This is a genomic window from Nonomuraea sp. NPDC049750 (genome assembly GCF_040659625.1).
GTDB lineage: Bacteria > Actinomycetota > Actinomycetes > Streptosporangiales > Streptosporangiaceae > Nonomuraea.
Window position 1 is genome coordinate 23,892 of the sequence record NZ_JBFANB010000046.1, and the last position, 14,365, is coordinate 38,256.

The following is a 14,365-nucleotide window of genomic DNA, read 5'->3' on the forward strand; positions in this document are numbered from 1 at the left end:
CCATCGATGTTGAGCGGTTTCCGAGCTAAGAGCGGTGCCGGGCCCCGGAGTGTGACGCGCTCCCGGAATCTCGGCTGCGGAGCTGGGGTAATGTTCGGAGACTCGGTGCCCCAGAAGGAGACCTCTGCTCTTGTCCGAATCCCTGAAGGCCGACTGCGAGAGCTGCTTCGGGCTGTGCTGCGTGGCGCTGCCCTTCGCCGCCTCGGCCGACTTCGCGATCGACAAGGACGCCGGACGGCCGTGCCCCAACCTGGAGGCGGACTTCCGCTGCGGCATCCACCGCGACCTCAGGGAGCGCGGCTTTCCGGGCTGCACGGTCTATGACTGCTTCGGCGCGGGGCAGAAGGTCTCCCAGGTCACCTTCGCCGGGCAGGACTGGCGGCGGGCTCCGGAGACGGCGACGCGGATGTTCGCGGTGTTCCCGGTGGTGCGCCAGCTCCACGAGTTGCTGTGGTACCTCACCGAGGCGCTGACCTTCGACCCGGCCCGCGAGCTCCACGACGATCTCCGCGCCGCGCTCGACGAGACCGGGCGGCTCAGCCGTGCCGACGCCGACACCCTCCTGCTCGTTGACGTGCCCACGCACCGGCAGAGCGTCAACACCCTGCTGCTGCGTACGAGCGAGCTGGTCCGGGGCGAGACCCCGCGCCGGAAGAACCGCAGGGGCGCCGACCTCATCGGCGCCAAGCTCAAGGGCGCCGACCTCCGAGGCGCCGACCTACGGGGGGCCTACCTCATCGGCGCCGATCTGCGCGGCGCGGACCTGCGGCTGGCCGACCTGATCGGCGCCGACCTCAGGGGCGCCGAGCTGGCCGGCGCCGATCTCACGGGCAGCATCTTCCTCACCCAGCCGCAGCTCAACGCGGCCAGAGGCGACAGCGCCACGAAGCTGTCGTCCGCGCTCACGCGCCCGGCCCACTGGTCGGCCCCGGACCGGCCACGACGGGGTGCCCGGCCGCGCCGATGACGCGCCCCGGCGACGCGTGCGGCGCCGACACCGGAGCGCCTGAAGAGCTGAAGGCGCAGGGCGCCAGGGGTTTCATGTTCGGTACGAGTCGCGCCCACTCCTGCGGCTGGGGCACGGAGGCGATGTCGCAGGCGTGGCGCAGCGCCGTCCCTTCGTCCAGATCCCACCAGCGCACCGTGCCGAGCGCTCCGGTGACGGCCAGCCGGCCATGGCCGGAGGCGAAGCCCAGCGCCCGGACGGAGCCCTGACGGGTGGACAGGGCGAACAGCTCGCGGCGTCCCTGGACCTGCCAGAGCCGCACCATGCCGTCGTCGGAGCCGATCGCCAGCATGGCGCCGTCCGCGCTGTAGGCGAGCGCCGTGATCGGCGCGGCGGCGACCATGAGGAGCCGCCGCGAGGCGGGATCACCCAGTCGCCGCACGTAGACGGCCCGGTCCTCGCCTGTGGTCAGCGTCCCCGCGCCGGGGTCGAACGCGAGCGTGCCCACCGTCCCGCTCGCCGTCCACTTGTCCACTCTGCCGGCTTGACCCGCGGTGATGTGCCACACCAGGATCTCGTTGCCATAGCCGCCCGCCACGAGGTCACCTTCGGGATCGACGGCGACACCGTGCTGGTCTCCGGCTCCGGAGTCGAGCCGGTAGAGCTCGGTGCGGCGCCGGAGACTCCAGACCCGAATCCGCCCCCTGTCACCACCGGCCACCAGCAGGTCTCCGTCCTTCCCGCCCCTGGCCAGCGCGCGGATGTGTGGGTAGGGCAGGGACAACTGCTCGCACTGCCCGGTCGCGGCGGCGGGTCCGCCGAAGCGAACCACGCCGTCGGCGGCACCCGTCACCAGCCCCCAGGGTCCCCATGCCGCCGCGACCGTCTCCGGCTCGGGACAGCCGCGGATCTCCCAGCCCGCGGTGTCCCAGATGGCCCCGGTCGTGTCGGCGGCGGCGCTGACCAGCAGCGTTCCGCTGCGGGGGAAGGCGACCGCGTGTACGGGGGCACTGTGGCCGGTCAGCTCGGCGACCCGGCGGCCCGCCGCCACGTCCCACAGCAGGATCCGCTGGTCCTCACCCGCCGTGGCGAGCAGCTGGCCGTCGCCGCGGAAGTCGAGATCCCACACAGCGCCGCGATGCCCGGTGAGCACGCCCGACGGGTGCCAGTCGGAGGTACGCCAGAGTCGTACGGCACCGTCGTCACCGGCGGCGGCCAGTCGCGTGCCGTCCGGGCTGAAGGCGACGTCGTGCAACGCGTGCGCGCCCGCTGGGAGAGCCGGCGGCGGCCCGCTCGCGCCGTCGGTGCGCCAGAGCCGCAGCTTCCCGTCGTGGCCGGCGGCGGCCAGCAGCGTGCCATCGGGGCTGAACGCGGCACCTTCGATCGCGTCGGACCCCCACGGCGGAGCCGGCAGCGCCCGCAGGTCGCTCACCCGCCACAACACGACCCCGGTCCCGGCCACGGCCAGGACCGCGCCCTTCTGATCGAAGGAGAGACCGCCCATCGCCGTGCCGCCCGGCAGCTCGCGCGTCGCCAGTCTCTTGCCGGTCCCGGCGTCCCACATCCGCAGCCGCCTGTCCTCGCCCGCCCCGGCGACCAGGCGCCCGTCCGGGCTGACGGCGATGGCGGTGAGGCGGGCGGAGAGGTCTTCCAGCGTATGGGTCACGGTCCGGCGGCGGGCGTCCCACAGCAGGGCGCGGCCACCGTGGTCGACGGTGGCGAGCGTCGAGCCGTCGGCGCTGAGGGACGCTCCCCACAGGGCCGCCCCGTGCCCGGCCAGGCGCCCGGCGAACCCTCCCGCCTGCGTGCTCATCAGCGCGCCGAGCGACTGCGGAGTGCGGTCCTGCTCAACGGCCGCCGCGGCGAGCAGCGCCGACACCTCCGGCCGGTGGCCGGTCAGCCGGGCCGCCTCGACCGACAGCCGCCCGGCCAGGGAGCTGCGTTCCTGCCGGTGCGCCTCCGCCGCCTGCCTGACCGCCACCACCGTGCCGACCGCGGTCAGCGCCAGTGTGATTCCGAGGCAGCGGACCAGGCGGCATAGCCGGCGGTTACGTCGTACCGTCTCCACTTGCTCGGCCTCACCGCATTGCCGGCTGGCGCTCAGGAAGGCGCACTCGGCGGGGGTGAGGTTGACGGCGAGTGCCGCGTCGGCCCATTCGCGCAGCATGGTCAGCTGGGGACCGCGCAGCAGCAGGCCGTCGTCGCGGCCCGCGCGTTCCCACGCCTCGGCGGCGTCGGCGAGCTGCCGCCGGATCCGCAGCCCCGCCCGGTCGGCGTCGATCCAGCCTTTCAGCCGGGGCCAGGCGTCGAACAGGACCTCGTGGCTGATCTCCACCCATGCGGCGTTGGCCGTCAGCAGCCGGGCCCGGATGAACGCCTCCAGGACGGCCTCGTCCCCGTCGTCGGTCAGTGCCTGGCGGGCGAGCCGGCGGCGGGTGTCGGCCGTCCCGTCGCCGACCTGGATCAGGCGCAGCAGCATGTGCCGGGCCACCTGCTGCTGCGCCGGGTCGAGCTCCGCGTACGCCTGCTCCGCCGTGACCTCGATCGCCCCCCGGATGCCGCCCGTACGCTCGTAGCCCGCGACGGTGAGCAGCGTGCCGGTCCGCTTCTGCCAGGTCGCCCGCAGCGCATGGGACAGCAGGGGCAGCGCCCCGGCGTCGCAGGCGCCGCTGGTCCGGGCGCCCACATCGCGCAGCAGCAGCTCGACCAGGCCGGCTTCGATGTCCAGCTGCGCCACGGCGGCCGGCTCGCTGATCGCCTGCCGCAGCTGCCCGGCCGCCATCGGGCCGAGCGGCAGGCAACGCGCCCGAAGCGCCGCCAGCAGCGGCGGGTGCGCCACGCACTGGCCGTAGAAATCGGCGCGTACGCCCAGGACCACCGCGAGCCCGGCCGCCGCCCGGTGGCACAGCTCGGCGATGAACGCCTGCCGCGCGGCCTCGTCGCCGCACAGCGTGAACAGCTCCTCGAACTGGTCGACGATCACCAGGGTGCGGGAGTCGACGCCGCCCAGCTCGCGCATCGGCTGGGCGGTCGGCGTCAGGTACGCCACACTCGGCCGGCCCGGCCGGCGACCAGGAAGCGCGCCCCGCAGCACGGCCGGGGCCAGACCGGCGCGCAGCAGCGAGGACTTGCCCACTCCCGATGGGCCGATCACGATCGCCGGATGACCCGCCGTCTCGGGGTCGGCGAGCAGGGCCACCAGGTCGGCCACGGCCCGCTCGCGGCCGAAGAACAAGCGCGCGTCCCCGGTGCGGAAGGACGTCAGCCCCGGATAGGGGCAGCCGGCCGCGGGCCGGGACCGCGCACGGCCCGTCTCGACCCGCCGCCGCGGCTCGGCTCCCAACTCGGCCTCACGAGAATCCGCTGCGTTCGCCACATGGGAAATCTACCGTCACCCAACGTGATGGGAGATGGACTCTTCGTATATCAGGAGATGCTGGTGGCCCTCATGGTCGGGGTAACCCGTAGGTGTCGTCGTTCGGCCGGCTCCTCCGCGCCGACCACGGTCAGAATCGGGGTGCCCGGCAGCGCGAACATGGTCACCACCATCTGCGACCGCGCGTCCGGAAGGTTGTCGGCGCCCTGGAGGTGGATCACGTCGCCCCCGGGCACGGGGACGGTTGTGGGGTGTTCAGACGGTCGGCTCCAGGTACCGGCTCAGCACCTCGGCCTCCGCGCGGAGCCGCTCGGCGTGGTCGTCGCGGCCCAGCCGCTCGTACTCCTGCGCGGCGACCGAGCGCTCCCGCACTTCCTTCTCGAGGATCGACAGCAGATCGGCCTCGGTGAGGAGGCGACGTTCCACGTCGGCGGTGCCCAGGCCGGCGGTCGATCCTGCGAAGTGCTCGTTGTACTCAGGGCCGCCGGGCGACGGGGAGTCGACCGGGACGGCTTCGGCGTTCTCGATCGCCGCCAGGGCGGAGCGGAGGGCGGTGATCGCGATGCGGTCGCGGGCCTTGAGGGCGGTTTTCAGGTCGTCGCGCAGGTTGGCGCGCATGTGCCGAGCTCCTGATCTGGGGTGAGGATAACAATACGGCTGTACGATAGCGGGGTGCCGCGGGTTGCCGATCATGACCAGCGTCGTGTCCAGATCGCATGGGCATTCCAGCGTCTGCTCGCCGCGCAGGGGTTGGCCGGCGTCTCGTTCTCGCGCGTGGCGGCGGAGGCCGGGGTTTCGGTCGGGCTCATTCAGCACTACTTCGCCGGCAAGGACGAACTGCTCCGCTTCGCCTACGACGACGCCGTGCGTCGCATGAGCGAGCGGGTGGGGGCGCGTGTCCGCGAGGGCTCGGATGCCGGTCTCCAGGTCTCGCAGGTGCTGCTCGACAGCCTTGTCGAGCTGTTGCCGCTGGACGAGGAGCGGGAGATCGAGTATCGCGTCCGGCAGTGCCTTTCGGCTCAGGCGCCGTATCACCCCGGACTCGCCGAGGTCGCCCGGCGGGCGGGCGGTGACCTGCTCGGATACGTCACGATGGCGGTCGAGGACGGCAGGAGGCGCGGTGAGGTCGATTCCGGCGTGGACGCCGTGCTCGCCGCCCGCATGATCCTGGCGACCTTGCAGGGCCTGGCCGATCAGGTCGCGCTCTCGGGTGCGGACGCGTTCTCGGCGCGCGAGGTATTGCGCCCGGTCGTCGCCACGGTGTTCGCCGGGCGTCACGATCGCTCACTCTCCTGACTGTGGTGCTTTTCCATCGCAATATGGTCATACTGTTACCGTAGCAATATGACCATATTGCTACGGAGGCCCGGCGGCCGAGGACCCGCGACGCGCACACTGACCACGGAGCTCGCACCATGACCCAGCACGTGACCGTACGGCTGAGCGGCGGTGCCATCCGTGGCCACCGGCTTGACGGCCATCTCTCCTTCCGGGGGATTCCTTATGCCGCGGCCCCGATCGGAGACCGGCGATGGCGGCCGCCCGCGCCGGTCGAGCCGTGGACCGGGGTCCGGGACGCGACCGTGCCCGGAAACCCGGCGCCGCAGCTGGCCCAGTCGTTCGCGGACGTCACCTCCGTGGACGAGGACTGTCTGACGCTCGACATCACTGTTCCGGAGGCCGCCCAGGGCACCGGGCGCCCGGTGCTGGTATGGCTGCACGGCGGCGGCGGGACGAACGGCAGCGCCGCTGCCTACGACGCTCAGCGACTGGCCGTAGCCGGCGACGTCGTCGTCGTGGCACCGAACTTCCGGCTCGGCGTGTTCGGCTGCTTTGGCCACCCGGGTCTGGCCGACGGCGGCACCTTCGGTCTGCGGGATCAGCAGGCGGTACTTCGCTGGGTGCGGCGGGAAATCGCGCAATTCGGCGGCGACCCGGCGAATGTGACCCTGGTCGGGGAGTCGTACGGGGCCCTCATGATCGCCGCGCACCTCGTGTCACCCGCGTCGGCGGGGTTGTTCCACCGAGCGATCCTGCAGAGCGCGTTCTCGGTCCTGGGCACGACGCCGGCACACACTTTCATTCCCGGTGTTCCGGAGCTCCCGCCGAGGTGGGCCTCGGTGGCCGAGCTGGAGCAGTTCGGCGCCGCGATCGCGGCCGAGCGCGGCTGGGTCACACCGGGCAGTGACCCCGAGTCGGCGCTCGCGCAGCTCCGGCGGGTCCCGGTGACAGACCTGCTCCAGGCGTCGGACTCCTTCATCCGGCCCGCCTTCGGCGGGATCACCCTGCCGGAGTCGCCCTCGACGGCGATACCCGCCGGACGCTTCCACCGGATACCGCTGATGCTGGGCGCCACGCGCGACGAGGCGCGTTTCTTCGTCGGGCTCTTCGCCGACATCGTCGGCAACCCGGTCACAGCCGAGAGCTACCCGCGATTGGTGGCCGAGGCGTTCGGTGACTCGGCCGATCAGGTCGCCGCCCGCTACCCTCTCGACGGCTTCCCGACACCGAGCCTCGCCTGGGCCCAGATCGCCACGGACCGGGCCTGGGCGCGGCCGGCCTGGGAGCTGGGCCGCGCCTTCGCCGCGCACACCGCCACCTGGTTCTACGAGTTCGCCGATCGGGCCGCCCCATCGCTCATACCGCTTCCGGGGTTCCCGGCCGGCGCCCAGCATTCGAGCGCTCTCGCGTACCAATTCGACTTTCCCGGCGGCGGTACGTCGCTGTCGGCGGCACAACGTGAGTTCGCCGACCGGATGAACCAGTACTGGACGACCTTCGCCCGCCACGGTGATCCCGCCCGCGCGGACCTGCCGGACTGGCCCGACGTCAGCACCGGTTACGTTCAATCCCTGGCACCCGAACGGATCGGCGGTACGGACTACGTGGCCGAGCATGGCCTCGACTTCTGGGGACGAATGCCCTGAACCTTCCCTTCGATCTGAGAAAGGATGGTCGATGGAGACCACGGCGGAAGGGTTGCTGGCCGCGGCCCAGGCCGGGGATCAGAGTGCCTTCGGCCGGCTGGTGGGGCCGTTGCGGGGCGAACTGCACGCGCACTGCTACCGGATGCTCGGCTCCGTTCACGACGCCGACGACGCCGTGCAGGAGACGCTGGATCGTGCCTGGCGCAAGCTGGCGAAGTTCGAGGACCGAGTGGGCATCCGGCCGTGGCTGTACAGAATCGCTACCAATCGGGCTTTGACCCTCATCGAGCGTCGGGGACGGCGCGAACTGCCCACTGACCTGAGCGGGCCGTCGGCCGAGGTGGCGTGGCTGGAGCCGTACCCAGACCGGCTGGTGAGCTGGACGGCCGAGATGTCGCCCGAGGCCCGGGCGGTGACGCGGGAGAGTGTGGAGTTGGCGTTCGTGGCGGCGCTGCAGCATCTGTCGGCCCAGCAGCGGGCCGTGCTGTTGCTGCGTGATGTCCTCGGCTACGCCGCCCGTGATGCCGCCGACCTGCTGTCGACCACCGTTCCGGCGGTCAACAGCGCGCTCCAGCGGGCCAGGAAGGCCCTCGCCGGCCGCCTCCCCGAGGCCACCCGGCCGAGCGAGGCGGAGCAGCGTCAGGTGGCGCTCCAGTACGCGGCCGCCTGGGAGAGCGGTAATGTCGAGGCCATCGTGGCGATGCTGACCGAGGACGCGAAGTACTCGATGCCGCCGCTGACCGCCTGGTACGCGGGCCACGAAGCCATCCGGGCCTTCCTGCTCGAGGGGCCGCTCAAGCGGCGGTGGCGGTTGCTGCCCGCGCGGGCGAACGGGCAGCTCGCCTTCGGCACGTACATGTGGGAAGAGCACAGAGCCGCCTACGTTCCGGCCGGCCTGGATCTGCTCGTCCTGCGCGGCTCGCGGGTCGCGGAGGTGGTCTCGTTCCTGGATGCCGATTTCGCCATGTTCGGGCTCGCGCCGATGATTTTCGCCGATGGCTCGGGTTGTAGTCCTGGCGGATACACCTGAACCGGAAGGGCAGCCTCCATGTCGATCAACGAAGAGCGGATCCGCGGCCTGATCGAGGCCTGGGCCAAGGCCGTGCACCGTGGTGAGCTGGCGGCCGTTGTCGCCGACCACGCCGAGGACATCGTGATGTTCGACGTGCCCGGGGAGGTGCGCGGCATCGAGACGTACCGGAAGGCGTGGCCGCCGTTCTTCGAGTGGCAGGCGCAAGGAGCGCTGTTCGAGATCGAGACGCTGGAGGTCACCGCCGGTGACGATGTCGCCTTCGCCCACGCCCTGCTTCGCTGCGGCATGCCCGAGGACGTGGCGCGGCACCGGCTGCGGCTGACGCTCGGCCTGCGCAAGAAAGACGGGCGATGGGTCGTGGCCCACGAGCACCACTCGTTCCCCCTCGCCGACCACAGCGCGGGCGACCAGGAGGGCTGATGCCTCTCCGGGGAAGACTCAGCGGAGCTCGCCGGTGATGATCCACAGGTGGCCGAATGGGTCACGGACGCGGCCCGAGCGCTTGCCGTAGGGCCGGTTCTCGATCGGCACGAGCACCTCGGCGCCGTGGGCGATCATGCGTTCGCCGACCGCGTCCGGGTCCCTGACCTCGATCTCCAGGAGTACCGCGGAGCCGCCGAGATCGCTTGGTGAGAGCCAGCCCCACGAGGTGACGGCCGGCGAGACGCGGAAGGATGAACCACCGATGTGGTGGTCGACGACGGCGGGCCGTCCGTCGTCGCCCTGCGGAGCACGGAACACTTGCTCGGCGCCCAGGGCGTCCTGGTAGAACGCCGACGCGTGGTCGGGGTCGGGCACGATGAGACGAGGGGTGATGCGGATATCTGGCGTCATGTGCCCATGGTGAGGTCGGGCGGGCGTGGGGGTCTTGAACATACGGGAACGAACGCGCCCGCATCGGTCGTCACCTGGACGCGCGCTCCTCGCCCAGCGGCCGGTTCGACGTACGCTCCTCGCCCGGTGGCCGGTCGCGGGCCGGCGAACCCCGTACGGCCAGGCCTTCGGCCCGCAGCCACTCGGTGGGCGTGCACCCGGCCATGGCCCGCCACTCCCGGGTGAGATGCGCCTGATCGGCGAATCCCGACGCGGCGGCCACCGCCGCCAGGCCGTCCCCTCCCCCACCGGCGGCGGCCACGAGCCGGCCCCGGGCGGCCTCGAAGCGGACGAGCCGTTGGTACTCCTTCGGCGTCACCCCGAACTCGGTACGAACCCTGCTGCTCAGATGCCGCCGGGAGCACCCGAGCAGCCGAGCCGCCTCCTGCACCCGGGTGGTCCCGGACAGGACCGCGAGCGTGGCCCGCAGCTCGCGGCTGTTGGCGCGGTCGCCGTGCCGGGCCAGGCCGGTGAGCAGCGAGCGTTCGACGAGGGCGCGACGTTGCGGCCAGGACCGGCAGGCCGCCAAGCGCTCCGGCAGGTCCGCCAGCGCCGGGACGACGTCGGCGAGATCGGCGATGTCCCCGGCCACCGCCGACGAGGGAAGTCCCAGCAGCGCGCCGACACCCAGTGGGCTGAGCGTCAACCACACGCCGCGCGTGCACCCCTCTTGCCGCAGCTCGGCCGCGCTCAGATGGAGCCCGGCCACCACGGCCCGGAGCCGTCTGCGCGAACCGGGCCGCCCGACCCAGGCGATCTCCAGCGGGTCGTCCTCGGGAATCGTGATCGACACCGTGGATGAGGGAAGCCCGCGATGAACGCCGCCCGAGCCCGGCCCGAGATCGTAGGCGGCCAGCGTCGCCACGAATGGCGCCAAGGCGGTGGAGATCTGATCGGCAGGCACGGTCACCTTGTCACACTACGGCGGACAAGCTCCACGGCTACTGGCCGCCATCGCTACCGAAACCTCCGAGAGGCGCTCGCCGCGCGATGATCTTGCGGTGGCTGATCCGCCATCCCTGGCCGCCGTACGAGATCACATCGTCGTAGGTCGCGCTTCCGCAGGTGCCACCCGCCATGATGGAGATCCCCTTGGATCGGGCGCGCACCTTGCCGTCGGCGAGTTCGGTGAGCACGACGTTGGTCACGTGATGGGCCACAGGGTTTCGCGCGCCCAGCGTGAGCGCGGCGTCCAGGATCGCCGCCACGCCCTCCAGTGATCCGACGCCGTAGTCAGTGGCGTCGTAGACGACGTCGGGGGTGAACAGCTCGTCCAGCCGGTCGAACTCGCCGTCGTCGAACAGGTGCCCGTGCAGGGAGATCAGCTCTGTGATGGCCGCGCGGTCGTCGGCGCTCAGTGTCATGCCGGCCAGACTAAGTGGGGAACTCCCCATTTAGCAACCGACGCCGCTTCGCTGATTCCGCTCGCTCGGGCACCCGATCCTGAACGACCTGAGCGAGCGCTACGGCCACACGGTCCACCTCGGAGGGCTGGCCGGAGCGGACCGCGACCCTCGTCTGGAACGCCTCGGCGGCCACTGACCGCCACGTACGTTCGGAACTCCTACCTTGTCCCGGCCATGGAGAAGCGCACCGGCATCCGTTTAACGCCGTTAATGAAATCCGACCGCATCCGCTTGACCGGTCCCGCGTGCTCCGCCTCGGGGAAGCGGCGCAGCAGTTCCCTGATCATGCAGTTGATCTGCAGCCGGGCCAGGTTGGCGCCCAGGCAGAAGTGCGGCCCACCGCCGCCGAACGTCATGTGGTCGTTGGGGCTGCGGCGGATGTCGAAGGTGTACGGGTCGGCGAAGACGTCCTCGTCATGATTGCCGGACATGTAGAAGGTCACCACCTTCTCCCCCTCGGCGATCTTCTGGCCGCGGAGCTCGGTGTCGCGCGTGGCCGTACGCCGGAAGTTGTGGATCGAGGAGCCCCAGCGCAGGAACTCCTCGGTGGCGCTGCTCCACAGGCCTTCGTCGTCGAGGCCGGACGCCAGGTCGCGGTAGCTGTCCGGGTGGAGGATGAGGGCGTTCATGGCGTGGGCGATGAGGTTGCGGGTGGTCTCGTTCCCGGCGACGCAGAGGATCACGAAGAAGGAGTCGATCTCTTCCCTGGTCAGCCTGTCGCCGTCGACCTCGCCCTCCACCAGCGCGGTGAGGATGTCGTCACGCGGGTTGCGGCGGCGGTCGTCGACCAGGCCGTCGCAGTAGGAGAAGATCTCGGCCCCGGCGATCTCGCCGTCCTCGGGTGTGGTGCGGAAGTCGGGATCCTGGAAGCCGACCATGCGGTTGGACCATTCGAAGATCAGGTGGTGGTCCTCCTCGGGGACGCCGATCAGGTCGCAGATCATCTGCAGCGGCAGGTATTCGGCCACGTCGGTCACGAACTCGACCTCGCCGTCCCGCTCCCGTACGGCTTCCGCGATCTTCTCGGCGCGCCGTTGGATGGTGCCCCGCAGCCGGGCGATCGTCCTGGGCGTGAAGCCCGCGCTCACCAGCCGGCGGTAGCGAGTCTGCTTGGGCGGGTCCATGTTCAGCAGCATCATGCTGGCGATCTCGATGAACTCCGGCGTCTGGGTACGGATGAACGCGGTCCCGATCTCGGTCGACCAGGTCTGTACGTCCCGGCTGATCGCCTTTATGTCCTGATATTTCGTGACAGCCCAGAAGCCGGTGTCGTCGGGGACGTCGTGCCAGTGGACGGGCGCGTTCCGGCGCAGGTAGGCGAACTGGTCGTGGGGAACTTCGCGTTCCCACGTCTCTTCGAGCAGGTTGATCCGCATGGGCTCCCTTTCGGCGCGAGAATCTAGGAGTCGAGCAGTTCGAGCGGTCGGGACGGCCCGGGGCCCGGGACGTCGAAGGACTCAGGGGTCGGGCAGTCCGAGCAGATCGCGCAGGCTCTCCACGACGGCCCGCTGCTCGACCGCGGCGGGATCGAGCCGGTGCTGGACCGCGCAGCCGATCAGCACCCCGAGCACGGCCGTGGCCGTCCGCTCCGGCGATCGGCGCAGCGGCACGCCCGCCGTCTCGGCCCAGTCGGACAGCCCGCCGGCGAGCCGGGCGCGGATGTCGGCATAACGCCTGGCCAGTGGCTCGGCGATGACGGGATCACGCGCGCCGTGCAGCCACAGCTCCAGCTCGAGCAGGAGCCATGACGCACCGCGATCCTCGTCCTTACGTGTCAGCGCTTCGAACAGGGCGGCCAGCCGCTCGTCGAGTTCGGTGACCTCCTCGAACCCGGCGAGCAACTCGGCCGCGGTCTGGTCCTTCCACACCTCCAGCAGCGCGAGCAGCAGCCCTTCCTTGCCGCCGAAGTGGTTGTACAGCGCGCCGGTCGTGCGATCGGCCACATCGGCCACCGCCTCGGCCGACACCGCGTGGAACCCCTTGCGGGCGAACAGGTCAGCGGCCGCGTCGATCAGCCGGGCCCGGGTCTCGGCCCGCCGCTGATCCTGGGTACGCGCCACCGGGGTGCTCCCGTCTGATATCGGGTCTACTACATATGTTTACCTCTCGATATATATGCCCGAACGAGCGCTAGGTCAACTGCCGGGCGGGCTCGGTCGCCGGCTTCTCACGCGGACTGAACAGGAGACAGGACAGGACGGCGACCACCAGCACCACGGCGCACATCACGAGGGTGGTCTGCATGGCGTGGAGGAAGCCGGTGGCGAACGTGTCGGCGGTGACGCGTTCGTACAGGCTTCTCGTGGCGGGGCTCAGTCCGCCGGGCGGCGTGGGCGGGCTGTAGTCGCGCGCGGCGGCGGCGCTGTCGTCGATGAACCGGGCGCGCAGGTTCTCCGGTAGCTGACCGGCGCGCTTCTCGGCCTCGTCGCGCAGGGTCGAGGAGAGGCGGGCCGACAGCAGGACGCCCAGTACGGCGGTGCCGAGGACGCCACCGATCTGCCGGGTGGTGCTGGACACGCCGGAGGCCGCCCCGGCCAGCCGGGGATCGACACCGTCCATGGTGGCCTGCAGCAGGGGCACGAACGTGGCACCGCCGGCGATCCCGATGACGGTCAAACCGGGTTGCAGGCTCCACGCGCCGCCGGCGGGTCCGGCCATGGCGACCAGCACCAGCAGGCCGACGGCCAGCAGCGTCAGGCCGGCCGTCAGGATGTACTTGCCGCCGAACCTGTCCGACAGCCGCCCGGCGTACGCCGAGCCGACCGCGGTGAGCACGGCGCTCGGCAGGACCACCAGGCCGGTCTCCAGCGCCGAGTACCCGCGCGCCATCTGCAGGTACAGCACCACCACGAACATGATGCCGATCATGCCGAGCTGGAAGACGAACCCGACCCAGTTACCGACCGCGAAGTTGCGCGCGCCGAACAGAACCAGCGGCATCAGGGGCTCGTCCCGCTGCCGGTGCTGCCACAGGACGAACACCACCAGCAGCGTGACGCCCGCGACGATGACCGAGGCGATGCTGATCGGCCCGGTGATGGTGCCCCAGCTATAGCGTTCCCCCTCGATCAGGCCGAACACGATGCCGCTCAGCCCGGCGGTGGCCAGCGCGACGCCGACCAGATCGAGCCGGTGCTGACGCTCCGCGCGCATGGGCGGCGCGAAGGTCAGCGCCAGCACGGCGGTGATGATCCCGATCGGGACGTTGATGAAGAAGATCCAGCGCCAGTCGAGGTGGGCGAGCAGGAAGCCGCCGATGACCGGGCCGACGATCGGGGCGAAGCCGACGATCGACCCGAACAGCCCGAACGCCCGGCCGCGCAGCCGTGGCGGGAAGATCGTCAGGATCGACGAGATGACCTGCGGGAACAGCAGCGCCCCGCCCAGTCCCTGCAGCAGCCGGGCGGCCAGCAACTGGGGTGATGAGTCGGCCAGCCCGCACAGTGCCGAGGCGATGGTGAAGGTGCTGATGCCGATCACGTACAACCGGCGGTATCCGAAGATGTCCCCCAGCCGCCCGGTGGTGATCAGCAGCACCGAGAAGACGAGCAGGTAGCCGTCGATGACCCACAGCACCTGGTCGTAGGAGGCGTCGATGCCATGGATCAGCGTGGGGACGGCGACGTTGACGATGGATCCGTCGAGCAGCGACATGAAGAAGCCGATGCACATGATCGCGAGAACCAGCCACGGACGCCGCGTGACCGGTGGTTCGGTGGCTTTGATTTCCGGCATTCCGGAGACCTCTCTGAGGGCAACCGTCTGCTGGGTGAGGACACGCGCCACTGATGCCAGAACGGCTCA

Annotated in this window: 14 protein-coding genes; 5 read left to right on the forward strand and 9 right to left on the reverse strand. The window is 70.9% G+C overall.

Features of this window, described 5'->3' with window-relative positions; genetic code table 11:
* Nucleotides 1-130: 130 nt before the first annotated feature.
* On the forward strand, nucleotides 131-967 hold the full coding sequence (locus AB0J16_RS55050; protein ID WP_358555918.1) for a pentapeptide repeat-containing protein: 837 nt from the start codon (nucleotides 131-133) through the stop codon (nucleotides 965-967).
* On the opposite strand, the gene AB0J16_RS55055 is transcribed toward AB0J16_RS55050, so the two are convergent.
* Genes AB0J16_RS55055 through AB0J16_RS55065 form a run of 3 tightly spaced genes read right to left on the reverse strand, consistent with a single transcriptional unit; the run spans nucleotide 903 to nucleotide 4,940 of the window.
* Nucleotides 903-4,322 (reverse strand): hypothetical protein, encoded by a 3,420-nt coding sequence (locus tag AB0J16_RS55055; RefSeq protein WP_358555921.1) that lies wholly within the window; start codon nucleotides 4,320-4,322, stop codon nucleotides 903-905. The two genes, AB0J16_RS55050 and AB0J16_RS55055, sit on opposite strands and share 65 nt — an antisense overlap.
* 50 nt (nucleotides 4,323-4,372) lie before the next feature.
* On the reverse strand, nucleotides 4,373-4,558 hold the full coding sequence (locus tag AB0J16_RS55060; protein WP_358555924.1) for a hypothetical protein: 186 nt from the start codon (nucleotides 4,556-4,558) through the stop codon (nucleotides 4,373-4,375).
* Between the two features lie 19 nt (nucleotides 4,559-4,577).
* Nucleotides 4,578-4,940 carry a GatB/YqeY domain-containing protein gene (locus tag AB0J16_RS55065; RefSeq protein WP_358555927.1) on the reverse strand — a complete coding sequence of 121 codons (363 nt, stop codon included), beginning with the start codon at nucleotides 4,938-4,940 and terminating at the stop codon, nucleotides 4,578-4,580.
* A 54-nt stretch (nucleotides 4,941-4,994) separates the two neighbouring features.
* Here AB0J16_RS55065 and AB0J16_RS55070 point away from each other — a divergent pair, with 54 nt between their 5' ends.
* The 4 genes from AB0J16_RS55070 (at nucleotide 4,995) to AB0J16_RS55085 (ending at nucleotide 8,702) form a co-directional block, all read left to right on the forward strand.
* Nucleotides 4,995-5,618, forward strand: a complete 624-nt coding sequence (locus AB0J16_RS55070) for a TetR/AcrR family transcriptional regulator (protein ID WP_358555930.1) — start codon at nucleotides 4,995-4,997, stop codon at nucleotides 5,616-5,618.
* 119 nt (nucleotides 5,619-5,737) lie between these two features.
* The gene (locus AB0J16_RS55075) at nucleotides 5,738-7,249 is read left to right on the forward strand and encodes a carboxylesterase family protein (RefSeq protein WP_358555932.1); all 1,512 of its coding nucleotides are present in this window, start codon (nucleotides 5,738-5,740) and stop codon (nucleotides 7,247-7,249) included.
* A 31-nt stretch (nucleotides 7,250-7,280) separates the two neighbouring features.
* Nucleotides 7,281-8,279, forward strand: a complete 999-nt coding sequence (locus AB0J16_RS55080) for a sigma-70 family RNA polymerase sigma factor (RefSeq protein ID WP_358555935.1) — start codon at nucleotides 7,281-7,283, stop codon at nucleotides 8,277-8,279.
* An 18-nt stretch (nucleotides 8,280-8,297) separates the two neighbouring features.
* Nucleotides 8,298-8,702, forward strand: a complete 405-nt coding sequence (locus AB0J16_RS55085; protein WP_358555938.1) for an SgcJ/EcaC family oxidoreductase — start codon at nucleotides 8,298-8,300, stop codon at nucleotides 8,700-8,702.
* An 18-nt stretch (nucleotides 8,703-8,720) separates the two neighbouring features.
* Here the strand turns inward: AB0J16_RS55085 and AB0J16_RS55090 are convergent, their stop codons facing one another.
* The 6 genes from AB0J16_RS55090 to AB0J16_RS55115 form a co-directional block, all read right to left on the reverse strand.
* Complete coding sequence (locus AB0J16_RS55090) at nucleotides 8,721-9,116, reverse strand: VOC family protein (protein WP_358555941.1); 396 nt, start codon at nucleotides 9,114-9,116, stop codon at nucleotides 8,721-8,723.
* Between the two features lie 70 nt (nucleotides 9,117-9,186).
* On the reverse strand, nucleotides 9,187-10,065 hold the full coding sequence (locus AB0J16_RS55095) for a helix-turn-helix domain-containing protein (RefSeq protein WP_358555945.1): 879 nt from the start codon (nucleotides 10,063-10,065) through the stop codon (nucleotides 9,187-9,189).
* A 31-nt stretch (nucleotides 10,066-10,096) separates the two neighbouring features.
* A complete protein-coding gene (locus AB0J16_RS55100; RefSeq protein ID WP_358555948.1) occupies nucleotides 10,097-10,519 on the reverse strand; it encodes a nuclear transport factor 2 family protein in 423 nt (140 codons plus the stop codon).
* Between the two features lie 200 nt (nucleotides 10,520-10,719).
* Nucleotides 10,720-11,937, reverse strand: a complete 1,218-nt coding sequence (locus AB0J16_RS55105; protein WP_358555951.1) for a cytochrome P450 — start codon at nucleotides 11,935-11,937, stop codon at nucleotides 10,720-10,722.
* Between the two features lie 81 nt (nucleotides 11,938-12,018).
* Nucleotides 12,019-12,621, reverse strand: a complete 603-nt coding sequence (locus AB0J16_RS55110) for a TetR/AcrR family transcriptional regulator (protein ID WP_358555954.1) — start codon at nucleotides 12,619-12,621, stop codon at nucleotides 12,019-12,021.
* A 70-nt stretch (nucleotides 12,622-12,691) separates the two neighbouring features.
* A complete protein-coding gene (locus tag AB0J16_RS55115; RefSeq protein WP_358555956.1) occupies nucleotides 12,692-14,296 on the reverse strand; it encodes a DHA2 family efflux MFS transporter permease subunit in 1,605 nt (534 codons plus the stop codon).
* Between the last annotated feature and the right edge of the window lie 69 nt (nucleotides 14,297-14,365).

Bases quoted from the DNA above. Each gene is read 5' to 3' on its own strand.
- AB0J16_RS55065 (WP_358555927.1), bottom strand. From the start codon at position 4,940: ATGCGCGCCAACCTGCGCGACGACCTGAAAACCGCCCTCAAGGCCCGC.
- AB0J16_RS55075 (WP_358555932.1), top strand. From the start codon at position 5,738: ATGACCCAGCACGTGACCGTACGGCTGAGCGGCGGTGCCATCCGTGGC.
- AB0J16_RS55080 (WP_358555935.1), top strand. From the start codon at position 7,281: ATGGAGACCACGGCGGAAGGGTTGCTGGCCGCGGCCCAGGCCGGGGAT.
- AB0J16_RS55085 (WP_358555938.1), top strand. From the start codon at position 8,298: ATGTCGATCAACGAAGAGCGGATCCGCGGCCTGATCGAGGCCTGGGCC.
- AB0J16_RS55090 (WP_358555941.1), bottom strand. From the start codon at position 9,116: ATGACGCCAGATATCCGCATCACCCCTCGTCTCATCGTGCCCGACCCC.
- AB0J16_RS55100 (WP_358555948.1), bottom strand. From the start codon at position 10,519: ATGACACTGAGCGCCGACGACCGCGCGGCCATCACAGAGCTGATCTCC.
- AB0J16_RS55105 (WP_358555951.1), bottom strand. From the start codon at position 11,937: ATGCGGATCAACCTGCTCGAAGAGACGTGGGAACGCGAAGTTCCCCAC.
- AB0J16_RS55115 (WP_358555956.1), bottom strand. From the start codon at position 14,296: ATGCCGGAAATCAAAGCCACCGAACCACCGGTCACGCGGCGTCCGTGG.